The sequence below is a fragment of the Salipiger bermudensis HTCC2601 genome (genome assembly GCF_000153725.1).
GTDB classification, from domain to species: domain Bacteria; phylum Pseudomonadota; class Alphaproteobacteria; order Rhodobacterales; family Rhodobacteraceae; genus Salipiger; species Salipiger bermudensis.
Genome location: NZ_DS022276.1, coordinates 2530363 through 2545851, shown reverse-complemented (window position 1 = coordinate 2545851; position 15489 = coordinate 2530363). Strand labels below are relative to the sequence as shown.

Sequence of the window (15489 nt, the reverse complement as noted above, 5' to 3'; positions counted from 1 at the left end):
GGAGCCTCGCTTTAGGGCGCACGAGCGCTTCTCAAGTCGCGCTTAAGTTTAGCGACCGAGGCACATCCTGTCGATGCGCCGGTTGACCAGGCGTCACTTTATCGGCAGGTGTGGCGGCTTTGCCGGGGTGCCTCCGCCGCGCGTCAGGGCTCGATCACGATGTCCTGCACGAGCGCGTTCTCCCACTCTGCCAGAAAGGCGCGCCGGTTGAACGGATCGAGATAGACCATCAGCGCCGGGCCAAGCCGGATCGGCCCGAAATCCGACGTGCCCTGGCTCAGCGGCGGCAGCGGCCAGTCGCCCGGCGTCTCGCGCAGGCCCAGCTCGAGCAGCATGTCGATCAGCGCGCCCGCCGCCGTGGTTTGCGTTGCCGTGGCCGGGATGATCGCCGTCCGCAGCATCAGGTTGGCAAAATCCTGCATCTGCACGATCTCGATATCGCGCCTGTCCTCCTGCGCCATGCGCTGCGCGGCATAGCTGCCCAGCACGTTGTAGGCGAGGCTGAGGCGGCCGCTGATCACCGCGTCGACCATCTGCCCCGAGCAGCAATAAAGCTCGGGCGAGAGCCGCCCCATGATTTCGCTGAGCCGCCAGTAGGCATCGGTCGAGCGCGCCTCCTGCGTGGCAAACAGGTAGCCCAGACCGCTGTCACGCACGTCATAGGTGCCGATGGCATTGCGGAAGCGCTCGGGGTTGTCGCGCAGCAGGGTGATGAGCTCCTGTCGCGTGGCCGGAGGCGGCGCGCCGTCCAGCGCCCGCGACGACATCACCACCACCGCAGGCTCGGCGGTGAAGGCGAATATCAGGTCGCGCCAGCGGGCCCAGTCGGGCAGTGCGTCGGTCCGGTCCGAGCGGTGGCTCTGGGCAAGGCCGTCATTGGCGAGCTTGAGCTGCAGGTCCATCGCCGAGGAAATCGCCAGATCGAACGCGGCGCCGTCGCGGATCGCGCGGTAGAGCTCGACCGAGGAGGCCACCGTGTAGTCGACGGTCAGCTCAGGGTGGCTTTGCTGGAAGCGCTGGATGTAGGGCTCGAACACCTCGAGATCGGCGGTCGAGACGATGCTCAGGGTACGATCGGTGGTGCCGGGATAGACCTTGCGGTTCTCGACCTCGAGCGCGGCGGCCAGTGTCGCCCAGAGCCCCACACAGAGACCCAGCCCAAGCCTCAGGCCCAGCCTCAGACCCAGTCTCAGTCCGCCGGCAAGACGAGCGTCACGCATGCGCCACCTCCCTCAGCTGCGTTGCGAAGATCGAGCCGCCCGCCATGGGCGGCCAGCACGTCTGCGGCGATGGTCAGGCCCAGCCCCGAGCCGACCACGCCCTCGGTGTTGCCGCCGCGCCGGAAGCGCTCGGTCAGGGTCTCGATCGGCCCCTCGCCAAGCCCCGGCCCCTCGTCGGTCACGGTGATGCGGGCGACGCCCTCCTCGGCGCTCACCGCGATATGCACGGTGGTCTCGTCGGGCGAGTACTTCACCGCGTTGTCGAGCACGTTGCCCAGCGCCGACTCGAGCAGCACGGCGTCGCCCACCACGCGCGCCTGCGACGTGGCGATGTGGAACGCGATGTCCTTCATCGTTGCCGTCGGCTCGAGCGCGGCGGCGGCCTGCGCCACCAGCTCGCCAAGGTCGATGCGGTCACGCGCCAGGTCCTCGGCGCGGTAGGCCACGGTGGCGTGATCGAGCAACTGCCCCGCCGAGCGCGAGCTTTCATCCACTGCCCGGATGATCCGCCGCAGGCGCTGGCGTGACTCCTCGCTCTCGGCGCTGCGCAGGGCGATCTCGGCCTGCGCGCGCACCGTGGCCAGCGGCGTGCGCACCCGGTGCGCGGCCTCGGCGATGAAATCCTCCGAGCGCCGGATCGATTGGCCCAGCCGGTCCATCAGGCGGTTGAGCGCGCCGCGCAGCGGGGCAAGCTCGGGCGGGGCGTCGCGGCGCAGCGGGCGCAGGTCGGAGGGTCCACGCCGCGACACCGCCTGCGCGAAGGCGTTGAGCGGGCGCAGCGAGGCGCGCGCGGCAAAGACCGACAGCCCCACCGCCACAAGAAAGAAAGCCAGCGACAGGGCCGCCGCCAGGCGCGACAGCTGCCCCGAGACCGCATCGACCCCGCTCAGGGTCTGCGCCACGGTCACCACCACCGGAACCGGCCCGGCGCCCGCCAGCACCGTGCGGCGCACCGAGGCCATGCGGATCGCCTCGCCGGAATACTGCCCGGTCTCAAAGGCCACCCGCGCGCCGGTGGCCGCATCGGTCGGAACCGGAAGATCGTCGTAGCCGGTCAGCACCCGCTCGCCCGCGACGACCTTGTAGAACACCCGGTCCTCGCTGATTGCGCCCAGCATCGACAGCGCCGAGTAGGGCAGCTCGAGCCGCACCTCGCCCTGTTCACTGCGGATGGTCTCGGCGATGGTGGTGGCCGAGGCGGCGAGCACGTTGTCCTGCGAGCGCGCCGCCGCCTGCCGGGCCAGTTCGGAGACCATCCACCACGACAGCAGCGACAGCAGCGCCGCCACCCCGGCCAGCAGGACCGTGAGGCGATGGCCGATCGACAGACGGGCGATCATGCCGGCGCGGTCTCGAGCCGGTAGCCGAGGCCGCGCACCGTCTCGATGCGCAGGCCCAGCGGGCCGATGCGCCTGCGCAGCCGCCCGACATAGACCTCGATTGCGTTCTCGGTGACCTCGGCATCGAAGGAGAACAGCCGGTCGAGCAGCTGCCCCTTCGAGAAAGTCTGCCCGGGATGGCGGGCAAAGACCTCGAGCAGCCGGGTCTCGCGGTTGCGCAGCGTGACGCTTTCGCCGCCCGCGCGCAGGGTGCCCGACATCGGATCGAACAGCGCCTCGCCGAGCGGAATCTCGTTGCGGGCCGAGCCGCCGCGACGGCGCAGCACCGCGCGCACCCGCGCCTCGAGCTCGGAGAAATCAAACGGTTTGGTGATGTAGTCGTCGGCGCCCTGATCCAGCGCCCCCACCCGGTCGGTGACGCGGGCGCGCGCTGTGAGCACGATCACAGGGGTCTCGAGATGTGCCCGAGAGCGGGCGAGGAAGTCGCGCCCGTCCCCATCCGGCAACATGACGTCGAGCAGGATCAGGTCGTAGGAGGTCGCCGCGAGGCAATGTTCGGCCTCGGCGAGGCTGCCGGCGTGGTCGACAGCATGGCCATCCAGCGCGAGCCGGTTGCTGACCGCCTCGGCCAGCTCGCCATTGTCTTCAACCAGAAGGAACCGCACGCCCTCATCACTCCCGTTAACCTTCCCGAGCGACGGGGCGAGACGTGTCAGGCCCGTGTCAGCTTTGTGTGGTCAATCAAAGCATGGGCGGAAGAGGGCCGCCTGTCAAATGGGAGGAATCCAGATGAAAACGAACATGACCCGTCGGGTCGTGATGGCTGCGGCCGCCGCGACGCTCGCACTCTCCGGTGCGGCCAATGCTCAGGAAGAGCAGGTGCTCGAGCAGCTTCACTTCGTCGTTCCCGGCGGCGCCGGCGGCGGCTGGGACGGCACCGCGCGCGGCACCGGCGAGGCGCTGACCAAGTCGGGCCTCGTGGGCAATGCCAGCTACGAGAACATGTCCGGCGGCGGCGGCGGCAAGGCCATCGGCTACATGATCGAGAACGCCGCCAGCCTCGACAACACGCTGATGGTGAACTCGACACCGATCGTCATCCGCTCGCTCACCGGCGTATTCCCGCAGAGCTTCCGCGACCTGACGCTGGTGGCCGGCACAATCGGCGATTACGCGGCACTCGTGGTCCCTGCCGACAGCGAGATCACCGACATGGAAGGCCTGCTCGCCTCCTATGCCGAGCAGGGCCCCGACTTTGCCATCGGCGGCGGTTCGGTGCCGGGCGGCATGGACCACCTCGTCGCGGCGATGGTGATGCAGGCGGCGGGCGAAGACCCGATCGCGCTGAACTACATCCCCTACGATGCCGGCGGCGAAGCCATGGCCGGCCTGCTCTCGGGCGAGATCGACGCCCTGTCGACCGGCTTCTCGGAAGCCATCGCGCTGGCCGAGCAGGGTGAGGTCCGCGTGCTGGGCGTCTCCGCCCCTGATCGCGTGCCCGCCTATGACAGCGCGGCGACCTTTGCCGAGCAGGGCATCGACACCACATTCGTGAACTGGCGCGGCTTCTTCGCGGCCCCCGGCACCTCCGACGAGAAGGTCGCCGAGTACATCTCTGCACTTGAGAAGATGTACGATACCGAGGCCTGGGAAGAAGTCCGCGCCCGGAACGGCTGGGTCAACATCTGGAATCCGGGCGACGATTTCCGCAGCTTCCTCGAAGAGCAGGAAAAGGAAATCGGCGACCTGATGAAGACTTTGGGTTTCCTCTGATCTCCCCAACCCATCGACTGACCTAAGCCACTCCGGAGGGCCGACCACCACCGGCCCTCCGGACACCGGTTTCACACCGCAAGATCACCGCCAAGAACTCAAGGGAGGGGACGTCATGGCGCTCGACCGCTGGATCGCGCTTGTCTTCATCGCATTCTGTGCCGCCTACGGCTATCTGGCCTTCTTCACCATGGACGAGCTGCTGCCCCCGTTCATGCAGCGCAACCCGGTCTGGCCATCGACCTTCCCCAAGATCCTCTCGATCATGGGCATCGTCGTCGGGCTGATCGTACTGTTCGGTCTCGAGCATCACGAGACCAAGGACTCCGAGCCCGACGCCGCCGAGATCAACTACCGCCGCCTGCACGAGTACAATCTCGGCCAAGCGCTCGCCCTGCTGGGGCTGATGGTGGTCTATGCCTTCGCGCTGCGCCCGGCGGGCTTCCTGCTCGCCACCACGATCTTCCTTGCCGGCGGCAGCGCCATTCTCGGCGAGCGCAAGTGGCACATCATGCTGCCGGTCTCGCTCATCGCCTCCGGCTTCGTCTGGTACCTGGTGCAGGAGGTGCTTGGCATCTTCCTGCGGCCGCTGCCCTACGTGATGGGACTTTGACATGCTTGACGGTATCCTGATCGGCCTCGACGCCGCCTTCTCGTTCCAGAACCTCCTGATGGTCGTCGCGGGCTGCCTGATCGGCACCTTCATCGGCATGCTGCCGGGCCTCGGCCCGATGTCGATCATCGCCATCATGATCCCGGTCGCCATCTCGATGGGCGACCCGACCGCCGCCCTCATCCTGCTCGCGGGGGTCTACTACGGCGCCATCTTCGGCGGCTCGACCTCGTCGATCCTGCTCAACGCGCCGGGCGTGGCGGGCACCGTGGCCACCGCCTTCGACGGCTACCCCATGGCCCGCAAGGGCCAGGCCGGCAAGGCGCTCACCATCGCCGCGGTCTCGAGCTTCTGCGGCGGCACCATCGGTGCGGTGCTGCTGGCGATCTTCGCGCCCGCCCTGTCCTCGGTGGCGCTGCTGTTCCACTCGGCCGAGTATTTCGCGCTGATGGTGGTGGGCCTTTCGGCCATCGCCGCCTTCGCCGGCACCGGACAGGTGGCCAAGGCGCTGATGATGACGCTGCTCGGCCTGATCCTCGCCACCGTGGGCGAAGGCGCGCTGTTCAACATGCCGCGCTTCACGCTTGGCCTGATGGACCTGCAGTCCGGCATCTCGTTCATCACCCTCGCCATGGCGATGTTCGCCCTGCCCGAGGCGATCTTCCTCGTGCTCAACCCCGCTCGCTCGAGCCAGGGCGAGGGCGGCGGCTCGGGCAAGATCACCAACCTGCGCTTCACCCGCGAAGAGGGCCGCAGCATGATCCCGGTGATCGGCCGGCAATCGGTGCAGGGCTTCTTCATCGGCGTGCTGCCCGGCGCCGGGGCCACCATCGCCTCGTTCCTCGGCTACGCGGTCGAGCGCAACATCGCCAGCGAGGAAGAGCAGAAGGAGTTCGGCAAGGGCTCGGTCAAGGGCCTTGCCGCCCCCGAGACCGCCAACAACGCTGCCTGCACCGGCTCGTTCGTGCCGCTGCTGACGCTGGGCATTCCCGGCTCGGGCACCACGGCGATCCTGCTCGGCGCGCTGATCGCGCTCAACGTGACCCCGGGCCCGCGCCTGATGGTCGACGAGCCGGATATCTTCTGGGCGGTGATCATCTCGATGTATATCGGCAACCTGGTGCTCTTGGTGCTGAACCTGCCGCTCATCCCCTACATCGCCAAGATTCTCGCGATCCCGCGCAACTACCTGATCCCGTTCATCCTGTTCTTCACCCTGATGGGGGCTTATATCGGCCAGAACAATGCCACCGAGCTGCTCATGCTCGTCGGGCTCGGGGTGCTGGCGACGATCCTGCGCTTTGCCGACTACCCGCTGGCCCCGGCGCTGATCGGGTTCATTCTCGGCACCATGCTCGAGGACAACTTCGCCCGGTCTATGCAGCTCTATCGCGGTCTCGACTTCATCCTCGAGCGCCCGATGACGATGGGCCTGCTGATCCTCGCCGCGGTGCTGGTGCTGCTGCCGAGCTTCCGCGCCCGCCGCGCCCGCGCCCGGGCCAAGGGGGTCGCCGATGGCGATTGATCCCAAAGACAGGCGGAGGCCCCTTGCGGGCCTTCGCGTGCTTGATCTGACCAACGTCCTGGCCGGCCCCTTCGCCTGTCACCAGCTCGCCCATCTGGGTGCCGAGGTGATCAAGGTCGAGGCGGTCGGCCGCGGCGATCTTGCCCGCAATCTCGGTGCCGATGCGGAGCTGTCGAAACAGGGCATGGGGATCTCCTTCCTCGCGCAGAACGCCGGCAAGACCTCACTGACGCTCAACCTCAAGGCGCCCAAGGGCAAGGCGGTGCTCAAGCGCCTCGTGGCCAGCGCCGACGTGCTGGTCGAGAATTTCCGCCCCGGCGTGATGGACCGGCTCGGGCTCGGCTACGAGACGCTGAAGGCCGAGAACCCGGCGCTGATCTACTGCGCCATCTCGGGCTTCGGGCAGGACGGGCCGTGGGCCCACCGCCCGGCCTATGACCAGATTATCCAGGGTGCCTCGGGCGTCATGTCCGTCACCGGCGACACCGCGAGCGCGCCCCTTCGCGTGGGCTACCCGCTGGCCGACACGGTCGGCGGGCTGACCGCCGCCATGGCGATCTCTGCGGCGCTGAACGCGCCCGAGCGTGGCGCTTTCATCGACGTGTCGATGCTCGACTCGGTGCTGGCGACGATGGGCTGGGTGGTCTCGAACTACCTTGTCGGCGGGGTCGATCCGCAGCCCCAGGGCAACGAGAACCCGACCTCTGCCCCCTCGGGGGCGTTCCAGTGCGCCGACAAGCTGATCAACATCGCCGCCAACAAGGACGAGCAGTGGCAGCTCCTCGCCCACCATCTTGGCCGCGACGACCTGCTCGAGCACCCCGACTTCGCCACCCGCGAGCTGCGCAAGGCCAACCGCTTGCGCCTGAAGGCCGAACTCGAAACCGTGCTCACCACGCGGCCCGCGCAGGACTGGGAGGACGAGCTCAACCGCATCGGCGTGCCCTCGGGCGCGGTGCTGAGCCTGCCCGAGGTGCTGGCCCATCCGCAGATCACCGAGCGTGGGCTGCTGGCCCGGTTCGACGACACGCCGGGGCTCGACCGGGCCATCGACCTGATGCGCATCGGCGCGATGATCGACGGTGCCCGCCCCTCGGTGGACACCCCTCCCCCGGCGCTCGGCGTCGACACCACGGCGATCCTCGCCGAACTGGGCTACACCGAGGCAGAGATCGACGAGATGCAAAGCGAGGGCGTGACATGACCGAGTGCAATGACGTCAAGGACTGGTGGCGCACCAGCATCATCGACATGGAGCCCGGGCGCATCGCGCTGCGCGGCACGCCGGTCGAAGAGCTGATCGGCAATGTGAGCTTTGCCCGGATGATCTGGCTGATGGTCACCGGCGAGCAGATCGAGGGCCCGCGCGCGACGCTGTTCGAGGCGGCGCTGGTCTCGGCGGTGGATCACGGCCCGCAGGCGCCGTCGATCGCCGCCGCGCGGATGGCGGCAACCTGTGGCATCGGGCTGCAATCGGCGATGGCGACCGGGCTCAACATGCTGGGCGACGTGCATGGCGGCGCCGGCGAGCAGGCGGTCGCGCTCTACCGGCAGATCGAGGCGGCGGGGCTCGACGCCCTGCCCCGGGTGCTCAACGACTGGCGAGCCGAGCATGGCAAGTTCATTCCCGGTTTCGGCCACCGCTTCCACAAGCCGGTGGACCCGCGCGCGCCGCGCCTGCTGGGGCTGGTCGACGAGGCCGCCGAGGCCGGTGCGGTCAGCGGCGTCTACGCGCAGATCGGGCGCGGCATCGAAGCCCATCTGGCGGAAGAGCGCGGCAAGCCGGTGCCGATGAACATCGATGGCGCCACGGCGGTGATCTATGCCGAGCTGGGCTGCCCGCCGCCGCTGGCGCGCGGCTTCTTCGGCCTGTCGCGCTCGGTCGGCATCCTTGCCCACGCCTGGGAGCAGACCGAGCAGGGCGGCCGCAACAAGGGCCCGACCCCGCCGGCATATCGCTGGACCTACGACGGCGACTGACGCGCCTGCATCGGGGACCGGAAATCCACCGGCCCCCGCTCGCCCGCAGCCGCTCAATAAGGAACAATTCAAGGAAAGTCATTCCCGACCTTCGTCATTTCATTCCTCGTCCGGGAAGCGCATCTCTGTGTCATCGACACACCGCGCCGCCGCGGCGCCTTCCTCTGAAAGGGAAATGACATGACCAACCTTCTCGCGTTCCTTGGCTTTGGCTCCGACACCGCAATCGACCTCGCCGCCCTCGTCCTGCGCCTGTCTCTGGGCGGGCTCTTCCTCGCTCATGCGGGCCTGAAATACTTCGTCTTCACCCCCGCGGGCGCCGCCGGGTTCTTCCGCTCGCTCGGCCTGCCCGGCTGGTTCGCCTACGCCACCATTGCCGCCGAAACCGTCGGCGGCGTGCTTCTGATCCTCGGCGTGCAGACCAGCCTCGTCGCGCTCGGCCTGATCCCGGTGATCCTCGGCGCCGCCATCTTTGCCCACTTCAAGAACGGGTTCTGGTTCGACAGGCAGGGCGGCGGCTGGGAGTACCCGGTGTTCTGGGCCATCGCGCTCTTCGCCCTCTCGCTGATCGGCGGCGGCGCCTTCGCGATCACCGCCTGATCACCATCCGCAGAGGCGACCGAAAGCGCCGCCCCTGCACTGCCCCTGCAAACGAAAAAGGCCCCGCCGATCCGGCGGGGCCTTTGCTGTCACGTGCGATGCCGCGATCACTCGGCCGCGACGGCCTCGTTCTGCAGGTAGGCCAGCAGGGTCTCGGGGCTGGAGACGCCGTAGGGATCGTCGGGGCAGTTGTCCATCAGGCCCGGCTCTTCGAACCATGCCTCGATCACGCCGTCGTTGACCACGGCGGCATAGCGCCAGCTGCGCGCGCCGAAGCCGAGGTTGTCCTTGGCGACCAGCATGCCCATGCGGCGGGTGAAGTCGCCCGAGCCGTCGGGGATCACCTTGACGTTCGAGATGCCCTGCAACTCGGCCCACTTGTTCATGGTGAAGCTGTCATTGACCGAAAGGCAGTAGATCTCGTCGACGCCCGCGGCCTGGAAATCGGCGAAGCCGTTCTCGAAGCCGGGCAGCTGGTAGGTCGAGCAGGTCGGGGTGAACGCGCCGGGCAGCGCGAAAAGGACAACCCGCTTGCCGGCGAAGTAATCGGCGGTGGTCATATCCTGCCAGCGGAACGGGTTGGGGCCGCCAACCGCTTCGTCGCGCACGCGGGTACGGAAGGTGACGTCGGGGAGTTTCATTCCGGTCTTCATGTCTCTCTCCATTGAGGATCCGGCGGGCTTGGGGAGAACCGCCGCAGGGAAAAATGAGGGGACGGCGCCCGGCCCGTACGGCCTCATCGGCGCGTGCGGGGCGGGCAGCAAATACGTCCGTGCGCTCACTGATCGCCCCAGCTTCCGAGGTCAACCTCCCGGAGCCATTTCTCGTCGCCTGCTGGCTGTCGATGCGGAAAAAATGTCGCCATGCGCGACGGTTCGGCAGATTTGCGACGCAATGGCGCACCGCGAAGAGAGGGGAACGGGGCCGCCGGGCCGAGGCATTCGGGCCAGCGATTCTGCAGCGCGGCAACGTCTGAGACCGGCGGCCCGCGCGCGGCCCTTGCGCTGGCTCGGCAACGGGCCGCGGAAGCGCATGCTGCGTGCCGGGCGCGCGCCCGGCGCGTTGATCCTAGCTCAGCCCGAAGATCGGGGCCCCGGCGATCCCAAGCTCCGGCGGGAACTCCGCCTGCAGGATGCTGCCGCTGTCGCTTTCGGTGATGTAGAGCGTGCGACCGCCCTCGCCGCCGAAGGCGCAGTTCGTGGTGCCGAGGCCGCGCGGCGACCGCACCACCGCGATGGGCTGGCCAAGCGCGTTGTGCACCCAGACGAGCCCCATGCCGGTCTGGCAGACCACCACCCCACCCGCATCGGTCAGCGCCAGACCGTCGGGCCCGGCGCGCCCGCCCGAGAACTGGATGAACAGCCCGGCCTTGTTGACCCGGCCACTGGCCGCCATCGGCAGACGCCAGACCGCGTTGGCCCGCGTCACGGCAAGAAACAGCACGTGCTCGGCCAGATCGAGCACGAGGCCATTCGGGCTCGGCACCTTGTCGATCAGGCAGCTCAGCGCCCCGGTCTCCATCTGCCAGCGCCAGACGCGGCCGCTCGGATCCTGAAGCCCGGTCTGCCCCTGGTCGGTGAAATAGAGCGCCCCGTCGCGGCCGAAGTGCAGGTCGTTGCAACCCTTGAAGGCTTCGGTATCCGCGTCCCCCAGCGCCGTGGTCACCGCGCCGGTCTCGGGGTCGAGCTGCATGATGCCATTCTGGTAGTCGGCCAGGAAGATGCGCCCGTCGGCGTGGATCTTCAGCCCGTTGGGCTGACCGTCATACTCGGCAATCTGGCTCACCTCGCCCGACGGCGTCGCCCGGAACACCCGCCCGAAGGGGATGTCAACGAAGTAGAGGTTGCCCTCGCGGTCGAAGGACGGCCCCTCGAGGAAGCTGTCCACCGGCTGCCCGCGCCGGTTCTTCTCGGCCCAGTAGGAGGAGATACCGGGCCGGCGAAGCGCGGCGGGCAGCTCGGTGAACACGGTGGCGTCGATGACGACGGGTTCGGGAAAGGGATAGGTCGAGACGGTCATCCGAACGTGAACTCCGGCAGGAAGAGCGCGATCTGCGGGAAGCCGATCAGCAGCAGCATGAAGGCGAGGATGATGATGAAGAACGGCAGCGTGCCCATGATCACGTCCTCGACCCGCACCTTGTCGGAGGAACTGGCGACCACGAAGAGGATCACCCCCAGAGGCGGCGTCAGCTGGCCGAGCTCGACAAGGATCACCACGAAAACCCCGAACCAGATCGGATCGACCTCGAGCGCGAGCAGCGCCGGGAAGATCACCGGCACGATGATCGCGATCATGCCCAGCCCTTCCATGAAGCAGCCGAGGATGGCGAAGACCACCATGATGATCAGAAGGAAGGTGGTGCGCGAGACGTTGGCCTCTTCCAGCATCCCCACGAGATCCTCGCCGACACCCGAGAGCGCGGTGGCATAGGCGAAGATCATCGAGGTGAACACGATGAACAGGATGTTGCCGCTCATCCGCACGGTGCGCGACAGCGCGTCGGTCACCAGTTTCAGGCTCAGCTTGCCATAGATCCCGGCGATCACGATGGCGCCGATGGTGCCCACCGCGCCGGCCTCGGTCGGGGTGGCAAAGCCGCCGTAGATGCTGCCCAGTACGATGACGATGAGCAGGAGGAACGGCACGATGTCGAGCAGCGCACGGCCGAGATCGCCGAGCGAGGCGCGCTCGTCGGATTTCGGCGCCAGCTTCGGGTTGAGCAGCACACGGGCGACGATGAATCCCATGTAGCACAGCGCCAGCAGGATGCCCGGCAACAGGCCGGCGGCAAAGAGGCGCGCGATCGAGGTCTCGGTGAAGGTGGCGTAGATGATCATGGTGATCGACGGCGGGATCAGGATGCCCAGCGTGCCGCCGGCGGCGAGCGAGCCCGCCACGAGGCGCTTGTCGTAGCCGCGCTTGGTCAGCTCCGGCAGGGCCACGGTGGACATGGCGGCGGCGGTGGGGGCCGAGCCGCCCGAGATCGCCGCGAAGATGCCGCTGCCGGCGATGTTGGTGTGCATCAGCCCGCCCGGCAGCCGACGCATGAAGGGCGCCACGCCGTTATAGAGCCGGCCGGCAAGGCCCGAGCCCAGCAGGATCTCGGCCATCAGGACGAAGAGCGGGATGGCGGCGAGGGTGAAGCTGTTGGCGGCGCCCCAGCTTACCATGCCGAGGGCGCGGAAACCGCCGAAGCCGCCCAGCAGGTAGATATAGACCAGCCCGGCGCCGGCGACGGCAAACTGCACCCACATGCCGCCGAGGATCAGCCCGATCAGCAGGCCGAATGCGAGAAGCGCTTCCATCAGGCGGTGTCCTTTTTGCGGAAGGTCAGCAGGAACTGCTCGACCAGGAAAATGCCGATGACGCAGAAGCCGACCGGCGGAATGAGTTGCGGGATCCACAGCGGCGTGCGCAGCACGGTCGCGGCAAAGCGGTTGCGCGAGAACGAGCTGAGGGTCAGGTCCTTGGCCTTCCAGGCGAGGATGACGCAGACGATCAGCGCCACGATGACAAAGATGCGCTGCACCCAGACCCGGACATTGGGAGAGTAGCTGTCGAACAGGAAATGCACCTGGAAGAGCGCGTTCGCCCGAAGGGCGAGCGCGGCTCCGAAGAAGGTGAGAAGGACGACGCAATAGCCCGTCAGCTCCTCGGCAAAGCCGAGCGAGTAGTTGAAGGCGCCCCGCAGGAAAGCCTCGAGGCAGACCAGCCCGACCAGCGCCGCGAGAACCGCGCCGCTGAGCACCCGGGTGGCCAGCGCCGCCGCGTCGAAGACGGGACCGGCTGACGCCGGTCCGCTATTACGTTCGTCCATCATTCAAAGGCTCACTTTCCGATCGCGTCGCGCACGGTCTGAAGCGCGGTGACATAATCCGGGCCGTTCTGCTCGGCCCACTCTTCCCAGAACGGCGCCAGCTGCTCGCCCGCCATCTCGGCATCGCCCTCGGCAGCCTCGATCAGCGTCATGCCGGCCTCGGACTGCGACGCCTTCTGCGCCTCCTCGTCCTCGAGGAAGGCAGCGGTGGTCGCGGGGCCTTCCTCGGCAACGATGTCGCGCAGTGCCTGCTGGCTCTCTTCCGACAGAGCCTCGAAGGCATCGGCGTTGGCGATGATCATCGAGTTGCCGTAGTTCACCGCGAAGCGGTAGTTGTAGGGCAGGAACTCGTGCCAGTTCTTGGCGCCGCCGGCGCTGGCGGTCAGCACGCCCTCGATCACGCCGCGCTCAAGCGAGGTCGGCACTTCCGAACCCGACAGCGTGATCGGCGCGCCGCCGAACTCCTCGATGAAGTGGCCCTGCTCGGGCGAGGTCACGCGGATCTTGTGGCCTTCGAGGTCGGCAAGGTCATTGATCTCGAAGGTGGTGAAGATGGTCTGCTCGGGGTAGCGGTAGCCGCCCAGCAGCACCACACCCTGCTCGGCGAAGGCCTCGACCAGGGTGGGCTCGATGGCGGCATAGGCCTTGTCCCATTCCTCGTCGTTCTCGATCAGCATCGGCAGGTTCAGCACCCGCGCGATCGGAACGTTGCCCGAGAAGAAGAAATCGGCTGCCATGTCGACGATGCCGTCACCCACCGCCTGGGTGATGTCGGCCGAGGCGATCTGCAGGGTCTTGCCCAGGTGCAGGGTGATCTCGAGATCGCCGCCGGTCTCTTCCGCGACGCGGTCGGCGATGCGGTTCATGCCCTTCACGGCCGAGGTCGTGGAGACCGAGGAGTAGGTGTAGGCGGTCCAGTTGTCGGCCTGGGCTACGGCCGTGGAGGCCAGAAGAAGCGCCGAGGCGCCGAGTGTCATGAGTTTCATCGCGTTTTCCTCCTTTGCACCTTTGGGGTGCCTCGCTTTGCGAATGTCCGGCGCGGGATGCGCCGATCTCCGGGCCGGAGGGCCGGTCTACTGAGCCGCCCCTCCGGGTACTTGTCCGATGCCGTCAGCTTTCGGCTTGCTTGCGACGGTCGAGAATGCGGCGCTTGACGATCGGGCCGACGATCACCGCGACGGTCAGCGCCACGAGGATCAGACTGGTGGTGTTCTGGAACAGCACGCCCCAGTCGCCACGTCCGATGCGCAGGGCAAGGCGCAGGTTCTCTTCGGCAAAGCCGCCGAGGATCAGCCCGAGCACTACCGGCGGCAGCGGGAACTTCAGCTTGTCCATCACCCAGCCGACGGCACCGAAGCCCAGCATCAGGTAGACGTCAAACATCCGGCCGTGGATCGAATAGACCCCGATCAGCATCAGCACGATGATCACCGAGCCGAGCAGCGGGCGCGGCAGGTTCAGCAGCCGGGCAAAGCTGTTGGTGGCCAGCGAGCCGCCGAGCAGGATCAGCAGGATCGCACCGAACAGGAACTGCCACATGAAGCCGAAGACCACGTCCGGGTTCTCGCGGAAGAGCATCGGGCCCGGTTGCAGGCCATGCACCAGCAGGCCGCCCAGCATCACCGCGGCCACCGCGGTGCCCGGGATGCCCAGAGTCAGCGCCGGGATCAGGGCCGAGGCGGTGTCGGCGTTGTTGGCGGTCTCCGACGCGGCCACGCCCTCGGGCTCGCCCTCGCCCCATTTCTCGGGGTTCTTCGAGCTGCGGCGCGCCTCGTTGTAGGACATGAAGGCCGCCATGGAGCCGCCGGCGCCGGGCAGGATGCCGATCCAGATGCCGATTACCGACGACCGCAGCCAGGTCTTCCAGAAGCCCTTCATGCGCGGCATCGCCTTCCAGATCGGCTCGGTGCCGAGCTTGGAGCTTTCCACGCCGTCGGTCTTGAGCGGCGTCTCGAGCAAGTCGATCACCGGCGGCAGGGCGTAGAGACCGACGAGCAGGATCACGATGGAGATGCCGTCCAGCATCTCGAGCTGGCCGAAGGTGAAGCGGTCGGTCCCGTAGATCGGATCCGCCCCGATGACCGAGACGAAGACCCCGAAACAGGCCGAGATCAGGCCCTTCACCGGGTTGCCGCCGAGCAGGAAGATGATCGAGGCCAGGCCGAAGACGGCGACCCAGAACACCTCGGACGGGCCGAAGAGCAGGGTGACCTTTGAGAGCGGCGGCGCCAGCAGCATCAGCGCGAAGGCGGATGCGATGCCGCCGATGGCCGAGGAGACCACGGCGACCTGCAGCGCGAAGCCGCCCTCGCCCTTCTGGGCCATCGGGTAGCCGTCGAAGGTGGTGGCCACTGCCGCCGGCGTGCCGGGGATGCGCAGCAGGACCGCCGGAATGGCGCCGCCATACATGGCGCCGTTGTAGATGCCCGCCATCAGGCCAAGCGCGACAAGCGGCTCGAGGCCGAAGGTGAAGGGCACTAGGACCGAGATCGCCATGGTGGCGCTGAGGCCGGGCATGGCGCCGACCACGATGCCGGCGATCACGCCGATGATAACGGCGGCGAAGTTGCTGAAGCCGATGACTTCGGGAAGGGCGCTGAGAAGATCGGAATACATGG

General features: G+C 67.7%; 15 protein-coding genes. 6 read left to right on the top strand and 9 right to left on the bottom strand.

Annotation, left to right across the window (positions count from 1 at the left end; genetic code table 11):
• Window positions 1-143 precede the first annotated feature (143 nt).
• The 3 genes from R2601_RS12065 to R2601_RS12055 are packed head-to-tail and all read right to left on the bottom strand — an operon-like array spanning window position 144 to window position 3225.
• Window positions 144-1220 carry an ABC transporter substrate-binding protein gene (locus R2601_RS12065; RefSeq protein WP_083793922.1) on the bottom strand — a complete coding sequence of 359 codons (1077 nt, stop codon included), beginning with the start codon at window positions 1218-1220 and terminating at the stop codon, window positions 144-146.
• Window positions 1190-2560, bottom strand: coding sequence for a sensor histidine kinase (locus tag R2601_RS12060; RefSeq protein ID WP_007798646.1), 1371 nt, complete (start codon window positions 2558-2560; stop codon window positions 1190-1192). The genes R2601_RS12065 and R2601_RS12060 overlap by 31 nt, the downstream gene beginning before the upstream one ends.
• Window positions 2557-3225, bottom strand: coding sequence for a response regulator transcription factor (locus R2601_RS12055; protein ID WP_007798643.1), 669 nt, complete (start codon window positions 3223-3225; stop codon window positions 2557-2559). The genes R2601_RS12060 and R2601_RS12055 overlap by 4 nt, the downstream gene beginning before the upstream one ends.
• A 124-nt stretch (window positions 3226-3349) precedes the next feature.
• On the opposite strand from R2601_RS12055, the gene R2601_RS12050 reads away from it, so the two are divergent.
• The 6 genes from R2601_RS12050 (at window position 3350) to R2601_RS12025 (ending at window position 9051) form a co-directional block, all read left to right on the top strand.
• Window positions 3350-4333, top strand: coding sequence for a tripartite tricarboxylate transporter substrate binding protein (locus R2601_RS12050; RefSeq protein WP_007798642.1), 984 nt, complete (start codon window positions 3350-3352; stop codon window positions 4331-4333).
• Window positions 4334-4448: 115 nt separating this feature from the next.
• Window positions 4449-4946, top strand: coding sequence for a tripartite tricarboxylate transporter TctB family protein (locus tag R2601_RS12045; RefSeq protein ID WP_007798640.1), 498 nt, complete (start codon window positions 4449-4451; stop codon window positions 4944-4946).
• Between the two features lies 1 nt (window position 4947).
• Window positions 4948-6471, top strand: a complete 1524-nt coding sequence (locus tag R2601_RS12040; RefSeq protein ID WP_007798639.1) for a tripartite tricarboxylate transporter permease — start codon at window positions 4948-4950, stop codon at window positions 6469-6471.
• A gap of 37 nt (window positions 6472-6508) precedes the next feature.
• On the top strand, window positions 6509-7675 hold the full coding sequence (locus R2601_RS12035; RefSeq protein ID WP_007798637.1) for a CaiB/BaiF CoA transferase family protein: 1167 nt from the start codon (window positions 6509-6511) through the stop codon (window positions 7673-7675).
• Window positions 7672-8451, top strand: coding sequence for a citryl-CoA lyase (locus R2601_RS12030; protein ID WP_007798635.1), 780 nt, complete (start codon window positions 7672-7674; stop codon window positions 8449-8451). The genes R2601_RS12035 and R2601_RS12030 overlap by 4 nt, the downstream gene beginning before the upstream one ends.
• A gap of 180 nt (window positions 8452-8631) precedes the next feature.
• Window positions 8632-9051, top strand: a complete 420-nt coding sequence (locus R2601_RS12025) for a DoxX family protein (RefSeq protein WP_007798632.1) — start codon at window positions 8632-8634, stop codon at window positions 9049-9051.
• 107 nt (window positions 9052-9158) lie between these two features.
• Here R2601_RS12025 and R2601_RS12020 read toward each other — a convergent pair whose 3' ends face one another.
• The 6 genes from R2601_RS12020 to R2601_RS11995 form a co-directional block, all read right to left on the bottom strand.
• A complete protein-coding gene (locus R2601_RS12020; RefSeq protein ID WP_007798629.1) occupies window positions 9159-9704 on the bottom strand; it encodes a peroxiredoxin in 546 nt (181 codons plus the stop codon).
• A gap of 415 nt (window positions 9705-10119) precedes the next feature.
• Window positions 10120-11070, bottom strand: a complete 951-nt coding sequence (locus tag R2601_RS12015) for an SMP-30/gluconolactonase/LRE family protein (protein ID WP_007798626.1) — start codon at window positions 11068-11070, stop codon at window positions 10120-10122.
• Window positions 11067-12359, bottom strand: a complete 1293-nt coding sequence (locus tag R2601_RS12010) for a TRAP transporter large permease (RefSeq protein ID WP_007798625.1) — start codon at window positions 12357-12359, stop codon at window positions 11067-11069. The genes R2601_RS12015 and R2601_RS12010 overlap by 4 nt, the downstream gene beginning before the upstream one ends.
• Complete coding sequence (locus R2601_RS12005) at window positions 12359-12874, bottom strand: TRAP transporter small permease (protein WP_007798622.1); 516 nt, start codon at window positions 12872-12874, stop codon at window positions 12359-12361. Before R2601_RS12005 ends, R2601_RS12010 begins: the two co-directional genes overlap by 1 nt.
• A gap of 8 nt (window positions 12875-12882) precedes the next feature.
• Window positions 12883-13857: a TRAP transporter substrate-binding protein DctP gene (gene dctP, locus R2601_RS12000; RefSeq protein ID WP_007798619.1), complete on the bottom strand. Its 975-nt coding sequence runs from the start codon at window positions 13855-13857 to the stop codon at window positions 12883-12885.
• A 124-nt stretch (window positions 13858-13981) separates the two neighbouring features.
• On the bottom strand, window positions 13982-15487 hold the full coding sequence (locus R2601_RS11995) for a tripartite tricarboxylate transporter permease (RefSeq protein WP_007798616.1): 1506 nt from the start codon (window positions 15485-15487) through the stop codon (window positions 13982-13984).
• Window positions 15488-15489 lie beyond the last annotated feature (2 nt).